Genomic DNA, 10211 nt, shown 5'->3' with positions numbered 1-10211 from the left:
CCAGCTTCTATGCAGAGCCAATCGACGCAGTCGTGAAGGCGTTGGGAGTTGATTAAGGATAATCTATTCATTTACACCATGGATGCGTAGTGTATCTCTTGCACGTTTTCGTTCGGTTCTTAGCTCAAATAAAGCCGATGGAGTGACGATTACCGTGCTGCTCACATTCTTCCAGGGCAAGGGCATCCAGTAGCTTATTCAGGCGAATGGGTAGCCCACGTAAATCCAGTTGATCTAGTGCTGTACGAACGTTCCTAGGCTTTGTACGAAAAGTCTTATCTGCTAACTTTTCCTATGCAATAGCCGCATAGGGGAAAACGATGGTCGGACATTACGAGATATCTGATGACCTTCACTTTGTCACCCGGCCAACAGTCAGAGTCTCGCCACTTCATCTCTACCTTAGAAAGAATCCACCTGCCAGGTAGAACGGGTCGGCCCCGTAAGCGTAGTCGTTACATAGTGGCGGATAAAGGTTATGACAGCGATGAGCTACGCCGCTATTGTGACAGACACGGTATGAAGCCCGTGATAGCTCAGCGTAATATGCATCGAAGAGCCCGTCCTGGATTACCAAGGCGGTTTGATAAACAAATATCGGCAACGCAATGCGGTAGGACGCTGCTTTGGTTGGCTGAAAGAGTTACACCGAATCGCCACACGCTATGAAAAATTAGCCAGTAGCTTTAGAGCGATGGTATGCGTTGCGTGCATCGACCGTTGCTTGCGAGCCAACTTTTTGTACAAAACCTAGCTTTTCTTCCGCCGACTTCGCACAAATGCCATAACAATGGCTCGAAAATGTATGATGAAAATAATAGGGCTGAACGGTGGGGTACGCTGGAAATATAAACAAGTTTACTACGCGCCTAAATGTAGGCATTCAATGCCATTATGGTCAGTAACTGCTGCTTCTAGCGCTTGGCAAAATGCTTGAAAGGCTTCACTGGAATGGCCAGGGCGCTGGTGAAGCTCTATTTCCACATGCCCAAGATCAGGTAATCCATCGGCTTCTGTCACGATACGACAACCTGGCGGAACACTGCGCGGTGTCTTAACGGTTAGCGCAAGCCCATTTTGCACAGGGACATTAATGCCGGTCGGGGATTGGCTAATGTAGCGAAGCTCCCAGGGTTTTTCCTCACGTCCGAGTGCTGACAACGCATGCGCACGAAAAATGCAGCCTTCAGGGTTTAAGGCCAATGGAAGTATTGGCCATTGCGCCAACGGTACATGTTCAGCAATCACCCACACCATTGGCTCCCAACCGAGTAGTTGCCCTGATTGAGTGGGCTTATGTCTAACCGACAGCACGACATCCAACAACCCTTCCTGAAAGCGCTTCACCAGCGCGTCGCTGATATCACACTGTACCTCTAACTGAATATGGGGAAACTGTGCCGAAAAGCGGGGCAGCAGATCTGGCAAGTAGGTAGCCGCTTGTTCTTCAGAGGTGCCTAGTCGAATGATTTCGCCATGTGTCCCTCCTTTAAGTAAGTCTTTGGCTTCATCTTCTAACTTGAGTATGTGGCGTGCGTAGGGCAGCAAACGCTCTCCGGCGGCCGTTAGCAACACGCTACGGCTAGTGCGCTCAAAGAGTGACTGCCGCATCTGATCCTCAAGGCGCTTTATTTGCAGGCTCATCGCCGATTGGGTTCGATGCAACACCTTACCGGCGGCGCTAAACCCTTGGCATTCCGCCACGGTGACAAAGGCGCGAAGTAAATCCGTATCCATAATTCATGAGTCTTTTAAATGGGTCGTATCTCAACTATTCATTTCTATTATGAGTCATCCATCACTACCCTGTCCAAAACGTTATTCAACGTGACCTTATTCACCAGATTATTCGTTAATTCGACAGGAGTATTTTTCATGCAAGCGACTGCGGTTGCTCCATCGGCGAATACATTAGATGGCCTTATCGATCTCAAAACGTATCCCATTGATGCGTTGGACAGCGAAACCGGACGTGCGTTAATCGCACAGTGTCGCAGTCAGCTAGGTGAAGATGGCTGCGTCGTGCTTAAAAACTTTGTTCCTGAGGAGGCTCTAGCACGTCTTGAACGGGAAACAGAGCGGCTGTCGCCGGATGCTCATTACAACCAAACGGAGACGAACCCGTATAACAGTGAAGGAGACCCTTCACTGCCGGCCACACATCCCAAAAATCGCTTTGACGATCGCACAAATGGTTTTGTGGCAGGGGATCGTATCGGTAGTGACACTATTATCCGACAAGTGTATGAAAATAAAGAATTTCAACGCTTTATCGGGGCCGTGGTGAGAATGGAAAAAATTCACCAGTACGCCGACCCGTTGGCGGACTTAGTGGTAAACGTGTTGCGTGAGGGCTGCCAGCACCCTTGGCACTATGACACCAACGAGTTCATTGTCACGATGATGACGCGTCAATCTCATGGTGGCGGCCGTTTCGAGTACGCGCCGGGGATCCGTAGCCCTGAAGGTGAAAACTTCGAAGACGTTGAGAAAGTCATCGACGGGGATTGCTCACAACTGAAAACCCTTGATCTTCAACCGGGTGACTTACAGGTGTTCTTTGGTCGCTACTCTCTCCACCGAGTGACGCCGGTTGAGGGAGATAAAGAGCGCCACACCGTCATTTTTGCCTACGCCAAAGAGCCAGGCTTTGTGGGTCGGCCGGAACGTGCTCAGCGTATCTTTGGCCGCATGGCACCAGTTCATGAACAAATCCTTAAAGACGGCATGCAGCGTAGCGATAGCCTAGCAGATTAGGAGTCGTTTAGACGTTCCCCGCGACTCCAACCAACCCTGAGGCGAGAGATACCATGAGTATTGTCGAAAGCGAAAACCTTACCGATAACGAACCTGATCAGATTCCAGTGGTGCCGTCGGCGCCGATGGGCAACGGCGATAGCATTCCCACCGCCTTTGATCCTAAACAGCTGCGCGCTGGGCGGCTTCAGCGTCTGCGTGCCATGATGGCGGAAGAAGGGTATGCAGCACTGGTGCTGTTTGACCCGAATAACCAGCGCTATGCGACAGGGTCGCGCAATATGTTTGGTTACTTCCTGCGTAACTCCACGCGATACGTTTATGTCCCGCTTGAAGGGCCAATTATTCTATTTGAGTATCCCGGTAGCGCGCACGTCTCCACCTGGCTTGAGACCATCGATGAGGCGCGCACCTCTAAGGTGGTGTGGTCAGCGGTGAATCAACGCGATGGCATGTCGTCTGACCCTTTTGGTGTGGAAATTGCCGAACTGGTTAAGGAACACGGCAGGGGTAATAAGAAAGTGGGCCTTGACCGTTGCGCGCTTAATCTCGCGCGTGCATTAGAAGCGCAGGGGCTTGATGTCTACGATTGCATGCAGGATACGTTGCACTGTCGTCGCATCAAAACGCCTGAAGAAATCGCTTGTTTGGCTCAGTCGATGGCCGCCAGTGAAGCCGCCGTGGCGGAAGTCGAAGCCGCGATTAAACCGGGCATCACTGAAAACGAGCTGTTTGCGATCATGTACGGCGAGGTGATCAGAGGCGGGGGCGAGTTTATCGAAACCCGTCTTCTCTCTTCTGGGCCGCGTACAAACCCTTGGTTTAATGAAGCCAGTGACCGCAAAATTCGCCCTGGCGAGCTGGTCGCACTGGATACCGACACCATCGGTTGCCACGGTTACTACTCGGATTTCTCGCGCACGTTCCACGTTGGTCCAGGCAAACCTTCGGCCTATCAGCGCGAAATATATCGCATGGCGTACGACCAGGTACACCACAATATGGGCTTGCTTAAACCGGGCATGAGCTACCGTGAAATTGCTGATAAAGCCTGGAAAATCCCCGATCGCTTTATCGACCGCCGCTACCCATCGATCATTCATGGGGTGGGGATGCATGGTGAAACGCCGCTGGTCGCCCACCATATGGATTTTGATAAGTTCTCCAAGGACGGTGTTCTAGAGCCAGGCATGGTGGTGTCGGTCGAAAGCTATATTGGCGAGGTCGGCGCGGCTGATGGTGTCAAACTCGAAGAAGAGGTATTGATTACCGAGACCGGTATCGAAAAGCTCTCACGCTACCCCTTCAACGACGAGCTGCTAAAATAAGGAAGTGTAATCCCGTGATTGATTCATCGCTGACGACTGTTCCCCACTGGATAGGAGGGAGCCCCGTAGAAGCAGCTCGTTACTTCCCCGTGGTAGATCCAGCCTTTGGTAAAACGGTGCGCCAAGTGGCAATGGCGGACACACAAACGGTCAATTCAGCCGTGAAAATGGCGCTAACGGCGTATCCCACTTGGCGTGATATGCCGCCTAGCAAGCGCGTACAGGTCATGTATCGCTTCAAAATGCTGTTAGAGCGTGATGCTGAGGCGCTGTGTAAGCTGATTAGCGAAGAACATGGCAAAGTGTTGGAAGATGCCATGGGAGAACTCAAACGTGGCATTGAAAACGTCGAATACGCATGCGGTATTCCTGAGCTATTAAAGGGCGAGTATTCCCATAACGCTGGACCGGGTATTGATACGTGGTCAAACCATCAGCCGGTGGGGATTGTCGCGGGCATCACACCGTTCAATTTTCCCACGATGGTGCCGCTATGGATGTTCCCCATAGCGATTGCATGTGGCAACTGTTTTATTTTAAAACCGTCAGAGCAAGTGCCCTCCGTGGCGATCAAAATGGCGGAGCTACTTGAAGAGGCAGGCCTGCCCGCCGGTGTGTTTAGCGTCGTACAAGGAGACCGCGAAGCCGCCGATGCGCTCATCGAGCATTCAAAGGTTAAAGCGCTGTCGTTCGTTGGTTCTACGCCGGTAGCCAAAGCAATATACCAGCGTGGTGCCAGCCTGGGTAAGCGCGTGCAAGCATTAGGTGGGGCGAAAAATCATGCGGTCATACTGCCTGATGCTGACCTTGAGAATGCGGCTAATACCTTGATTGGTGCCGCTTATGGTAGCGCTGGTGAACGCTGCATGGCGATTTCGGTGGTTGTTTGTGTGGGAAATCAAACTGCTGATGTGTTGGTAGACAAGATGGCTGAAAAAGCGAAGCATCTCAATATTGGACCCGGAACAGAGCCGGGGTTGGATATGGGCGCGTTGGTAAACCAAGCCCACCGTGATCGGGTGGCAGACTATATCGGTCAAGGCGAATCAGCTGGAGCAGTATTAAGACTCGATGGTCGCAAACATCCGCTAGTGGAAAACGCCCCTGGCTACTTTATGGGCGCGACGCTATTTGACCACGTCACTTCAGCGATGCGTATTTACCAAGACGAGATTTTTGGCCCCGTCTTGTGTGTCGTTCGCGTGGATGACTTTGATCAAGCCATTGAACTCATAAATGCTCACCAGTATGGAAATGGTACCTGCTTGTTTACCCGCGCTGGTGAAGCAGCACGCCGCTTCACCGATGAGGTTGAAGTCGGCATGGTAGGTATTAATGTGCCGCTACCCGTACCGGTAGCCTTTCATAGCTTTGGTGGGTGGAAAGAGTCACTGTTTGGCGACTTGCATGCCTATGGGCCCGACGCTGTGCGCTTTTACACTCGGCGAAAGGCAGTCTCACAGCGCTGGCCGACGGAAAGTGCCCAAGAGACGGCACAGTTTAGCTTTCCCTCCCACTGAACCTACCTTTCCCCATGCCCGCCGGATACTTACTCTGGCGGGTGAGCTGGCCGTTGCTAGCGATAACCTGCCATAAGCTCCCTGACCAGTGGTGTATCAGCATCACGATGTGTGGGTAATTCAAAGCGTGCTTTGGCAATCGCGGTACGGGAAAGATCCGCCATAATCAGCACTTCTTCATCGTCGGCTTGCGCAAGCGTCTCACCACCCGGGCCGAGAATGCGCGAGCCGCCCCAGAAGTGGCTGTCACCCTCCGGCCCAAAGCGGTTCGCCATAATGACCGGTGTGCCATAGGTCATGGCGTAAAACCGGGTATTCAATGCCCAATTTTCTTCATTGGAAAAGTCCTCACTAACGATGCCGCTAGCTGAGTTAATCGGCGCGCAAAGCACCGTCGGGCGGGCGAGCAGGGCGGCGTGCACTAACGCTGGGTTCCATAAGTCGGCACAAATCAGCTGAGTGGCCGACCAGCCAGGGCAAATATCGGTATGCGTGAGTTCACTGCCATGGGTAAACCACTTGCCTTCTTCCAACCCGCCATAGGTGGGCAGATTAAGCTTGCGATGCACGCCCATTAGCTGGCCGTGCTGAAAGATGGCCAGCGCATTGTAGTACTCACCGGGGCTCGCCTCTTCCACAAAGCCGACCACTACCTGCATAGAGCCGCACACGTCGGCCAACGCTTTGAGGCGAGGGTCTTCGAGCGGCATCGCCACTTGCATCACGCGGCTGGCTAGCCGATAGCCCGTTAGCGAAAGTTCGGGGAAGACCAGAAGCTCCACACCATCACGCTGAGCCTCGGCAATCAGCGCCAAATGGCGCTCGAGGTTATGATCCACGTCGCCAAGCGTGGTGTTAATCTGTGCTGCGCCTACTCGAAGCTTATTTTGATAATGCATTGGCTCCCCCATTGAAAAAGCCGCTCCATTGGAGCGGCTTTTTGGCGATGTTGTGACAGGCATTATGCCAGTGCCATGCACTAGCGCCTAGCAGTGTTAGAGCAGATCGTTCTCTTCGAGAAAGCTCTTTGCAACGTCTTCAATTGACTCGCGCTCGACATCCACACTGGCATTGAGTTCGGCCATGGTCTCGTCATCGAGCAGCGCCGAGAGTTTATTCATCTGGTCGGCAAGCTCAGGATTAGCTTCCAGGGTTTCCGTACGCACCACCGGAGCGAGCGCATAAGACGGGAAAAAGCCTTGATCGTCTTCAAGAACATAAAAGTCAAAGGCAGGAATACGGCCGTCGGTGGCAAATACGAGGCCGACGTCGACTTCTTCATTGCGCAGTGCTTGATAGACTAAGCCTGTATCCATGCGGCTCACTTCGCTGCGACCAACACGAAAGTCGTAGGCTTCCATTAGCGGGCGCCAACCATCTTCACGGGCGTAGAACTCGGCATTGAGCGCAAAGGTTAGACCCTGCTCATTATTGACCGCGTCGGCCAGGTCAGAAAGCGTTTCAATGCCACTTTCCTCGGCGGCAGCTTCGCGCATGGCGAGCGCATAAGTGTTGTTGGCCTCCGACGGTTCAAGCCAGGTAAGGCCTTTCTCGGCGTCGAGTTCCTTGACCCGTTGGTAGGTTTCTTCAGGGCTTAGGCTTTCGCTGATGTCGTTGTAGTTGATCAGGGACGTGCCGGTGTACTCCCAATAAAGATCAATCTGACCATTTTCCTGCGCTTGGCGAAGAATGGCCGAGCCCATGCCAGAACGGCTATCAACATCGTAACCGAGGTTGTCCAGATACTGTGTCGTCATGGTGGCCAGTATCTGCTGCTCGGTGAAGTTCTTACCGCCAACGCTAATGTCGTTGGCGTTTGCGAGCGAAACGCTGCTCGCCAAGGCAATACTAGTCAGTGCTGTCGTAAATGTTTTCATCATCGAATCCTTCTTTTGTTAGAAAAGCTTCATGAGTGGCGGGGCTTAAGCGCGACCGGGATTGACCCCGCGAGGGACAACTAAAAACGCAATAACCGCGATTAGCGCATCGACCACGATCGCCAACAGCGCGGTGGGAATGGCACCGGAAAGCATCATGATAGGGTCGTAAAGATCAATGCCGGTAAATATCAGCTCACCGAGACCGCCAGCACCGATCAAAAACGCCAGGGGAACCGTGCCTACATTGATGGTTAGCGCCGTGCGCATCCCCGCAAAAATCACGTAGAGGGCATTGGGCAGCTCGACTTTGAAAAGTCGCTGCATGGGTGACATGCCAATCCCCGCAGCAGCTTCCATCAGTGCTGGGTTAACACCTTTTAACCCTGCATAGGTATTACGCGTAATCGGCAGCAGTGTCGCCACAAAAAGGCCAAACACCGCTGGTACCGTGCCAATGCCCAAAAAACTCATGGATAGGGCGAGCACGGCGAGGGTCGGGATGGTAGTACCGACGTTGAGTACCTGCATCAGTGACTCGGCTACCCGGGCCATGCTTGGTCGGGAGAGCAAAACACCCAGCGGGATAGCGACGATAATCGCCAGGCTACCCGACATCAACGTGAGCCAGATATGCTGCACCATCAAATACTGAACGTCAGGCAGATACCAGACAAACTCATCAATAACGCCGCTGGCTTGGCTCCATACACCGGCGAGGAAAATTGCCACCAGCACCAGTGCCTTAAGCGCCCCTTTTATGGATCGAATAGGCATGGTTACTCCTTAATGGCCGCCGATGGCTTGCGATCATCTCCCTGGCGAGCGCGGTAGCGTGCACCTAAATGGCTGGTCATGGCGCGCTGGGTTATTTGGCCGCACACCGTTCCTTCTTGGTTGACGCAGGGCAGCCAAGTTTGGTCGTGAGCAAACATCAAAGAGGCGGCTTTGCGTAGGTCATCGTCGAGATCAACAACCGCAGGAACAGCTTGGAAGTGATCGCGGCAATAGCCTTTAGTAGTGCGGGCGACGGAGCGGCTAATAATCCCGGCGGGCTGCTTCCGTTCATTCACCATCAAAATAGCGTTTTGATAACCGTAGTCGTCAATTTTCGCCAACGCTGTCTCTAACGTATCGCTTGGCAAGACGGTGCCGATTTCGTCGGTAACAATCTCACGCACTTTTACCAGGTTTAACCGCTTAAGCGCACGGTCTTCACCGAGAAAGGATTCCACAAAAGCGTTTTTGGGCGCCGCCAGCAAGTCATCGGGCGTGGAGTACTGAACCAGCTTCCCCTCACGGAAAACCGCTATGCGGTTGCCCATTTTGATAGCTTCATCGATGTCGTGGCTTACGAACATGATGGTTTTGTTGAGATCCTGCTGCATCTTCAGGAACTCATCCTGAATGACGGCTCGGTTGATCGGGTCGATGGCGCCAAACGGTTCATCCATCAACATCACTGGCGGGTCGGCGGCGAGTGCACGGGCCACCCCAATGCGTTGCTGTTGGCCACCCGATAACTCACTGGGGAAGCGCTTAAGAAAGGCATCCGGCTCCAGCGCGATCATCGCCATCATTTCGCGTGCCCGTGCTTTGTATTTGGCCTTATCCCAGCCCAAAAGCTTGGGCACAATGGTGATGTTTTCCTCGATGGTCATGTTGGGAAACAGACCAATTTGCTGGATCACATAGCCAATATTGCGACGCAGTGTCTGAGTATCGAGGCCGGTTGTATCCTCGCCATTGATAAACACTTTGCCAGCAGTGGGCTTAACGATCCGGTTGATCATCTTCAACGTGGTGGTTTTGCCGCAGCCCGATGGCCCCAAGAGGACACAGATTTCCCCTTCAGGCACTTCCATATCGATATGGTCAGCGGCCACCACCGCGCCTTTCGGCGTATCGAACACCTTGGTCAGGCTATCAAGTCGAATCATATGGGTGTCTCTTATAGTAGCAATTACATCAAGAAAGAGGCGTTAGGTCGCCGCAGCCTCACGGCTCATTCCTTTAGGGGTTAGGCGCTTTTGTAAATACAGTAGTGAATAGTCAACGATAATGGCCAGCAGACTCACAGCAATCGCACCGACGATTAGCTGGCGTGGATCCGATTGAGAAATGCCCCGGCTAATAAAGGTGCCTAATCCACCGGCGCCGATGTAGGCGGCGATCGCCATGACGCCAATATTGAGCACTACGGCCGTGCGTACGCCAGCCATGATGACCGGGATGGCGAGTGGAATTTCAACCAAACGCAGGCGCTGATTGGGGCTCATGCCAATGCCTCGAGCGGCTTCTCGTAATGCCGGATTAACATTATTAATCGCCGTGTACGTGTTGCGGATGATAGGTAGCTGGGAGTACAGCAATACCGCGATCACAGCTGGCACATAGCCGATGCCATGCCCGATGAGCGATAAAACCGGAATCATGATGCCAAAAAGGGCGATTGAAGGGATGGTAACGATGATGGACGCTAGATAGAGCACACTTTGTGCGACACGCTCATTTTTAGTAATGGCGATGCCGATTGGCACTCCCGTCAAGGTGGCAATGCCAACGGCAACGCCAACAAGGGCAATATGCTCGACTGTGCGTGACAGCAGCAGACCTGCATTACCTGAATTCAAGGCGAAGTGAAATAGCTCCAAACGCTGCCTCCTGATTATTAATACCTGAATCCGTGAAGCCGGCGCCGACACTCCCCCTATCACCGCCAGCGAGCA

10 protein-coding genes and 1 pseudogene are annotated in these 10211 nt (G+C 52.9%); 5 read left to right on the top strand and 6 right to left on the bottom strand.

Going from position 1 to position 10211, the window contains the following annotated elements:
• Window positions 1-345: 345 nt before the first annotated feature.
• Both ACTH5D_RS15700 and ACTH5D_RS15695 read left to right on the top strand, forming a co-directional pair.
• Window positions 346-558, top strand: a pseudogene (locus tag ACTH5D_RS15700) (transposase); the annotation flags it as partial.
• 25 nt (window positions 559-583) lie between these two features.
• Window positions 584-754: a transposase gene (locus tag ACTH5D_RS15695; protein WP_431313160.1), complete on the top strand. Its 171-nt coding sequence runs from the start codon at window positions 584-586 to the stop codon at window positions 752-754.
• A 107-nt stretch (window positions 755-861) separates the two neighbouring features.
• Here ACTH5D_RS15695 and ACTH5D_RS15690 read toward each other — a convergent pair whose 3' ends face one another.
• Window positions 862-1737 carry a LysR family transcriptional regulator gene (locus tag ACTH5D_RS15690; RefSeq protein WP_035558489.1) on the bottom strand — a complete coding sequence of 292 codons (876 nt, stop codon included), beginning with the start codon at window positions 1735-1737 and terminating at the stop codon, window positions 862-864.
• A gap of 138 nt (window positions 1738-1875) precedes the next feature.
• Here ACTH5D_RS15690 and ACTH5D_RS15685 point away from each other — a divergent pair, with 138 nt between their 5' ends.
• The 3 genes from ACTH5D_RS15685 to ACTH5D_RS15675 are packed head-to-tail and all read left to right on the top strand — an operon-like array spanning window position 1876 to window position 5605.
• Window positions 1876-2757 carry a HalD/BesD family halogenase gene (locus ACTH5D_RS15685; protein ID WP_441672853.1) on the top strand — a complete coding sequence of 294 codons (882 nt, stop codon included), beginning with the start codon at window positions 1876-1878 and terminating at the stop codon, window positions 2755-2757.
• Between the two features lie 53 nt (window positions 2758-2810).
• Window positions 2811-4085, top strand: a complete 1275-nt coding sequence (locus tag ACTH5D_RS15680) for a M24 family metallopeptidase (protein WP_035558483.1) — start codon at window positions 2811-2813, stop codon at window positions 4083-4085.
• 29 nt (window positions 4086-4114) lie between these two features.
• Window positions 4115-5605: a CoA-acylating methylmalonate-semialdehyde dehydrogenase gene (locus ACTH5D_RS15675; protein ID WP_441672858.1), complete on the top strand. Its 1491-nt coding sequence runs from the start codon at window positions 4115-4117 to the stop codon at window positions 5603-5605.
• A gap of 56 nt (window positions 5606-5661) precedes the next feature.
• Here ACTH5D_RS15675 and ACTH5D_RS15670 read toward each other — a convergent pair whose 3' ends face one another.
• From ACTH5D_RS15670 to ACTH5D_RS15650, 5 genes are all read right to left on the bottom strand, one after another.
• A complete protein-coding gene (locus ACTH5D_RS15670; RefSeq protein ID WP_335598296.1) occupies window positions 5662-6504 on the bottom strand; it encodes a nitrilase-related carbon-nitrogen hydrolase in 843 nt (280 codons plus the stop codon).
• 96 nt (window positions 6505-6600) lie between these two features.
• Complete coding sequence (locus tag ACTH5D_RS15665) at window positions 6601-7485, bottom strand: glycine betaine ABC transporter substrate-binding protein (RefSeq protein ID WP_335598297.1); 885 nt, start codon at window positions 7483-7485, stop codon at window positions 6601-6603.
• Window positions 7486-7527: 42 nt separating this feature from the next.
• Window positions 7528-8259: an ABC transporter permease gene (locus ACTH5D_RS15660; protein WP_335598298.1), complete on the bottom strand. Its 732-nt coding sequence runs from the start codon at window positions 8257-8259 to the stop codon at window positions 7528-7530.
• A 2-nt stretch (window positions 8260-8261) separates the two neighbouring features.
• Window positions 8262-9422, bottom strand: a complete 1161-nt coding sequence (locus ACTH5D_RS15655; RefSeq protein WP_335598299.1) for an ABC transporter ATP-binding protein — start codon at window positions 9420-9422, stop codon at window positions 8262-8264.
• Window positions 9423-9464: 42 nt separating this feature from the next.
• On the bottom strand, window positions 9465-10205 hold the full coding sequence (locus tag ACTH5D_RS15650; RefSeq protein ID WP_441672856.1) for an ABC transporter permease: 741 nt from the start codon (window positions 10203-10205) through the stop codon (window positions 9465-9467).
• Window positions 10206-10211: the final 6 nt, after the last annotated feature.

Origin of the sequence: Halomonas sp. (assembly GCF_052095695.1) — a bacterium.
Lineage (GTDB): Bacteria > Pseudomonadota > Gammaproteobacteria > Pseudomonadales > Halomonadaceae > Vreelandella.
This window is presented reverse-complemented; position numbering and strand designations above follow the sequence as displayed.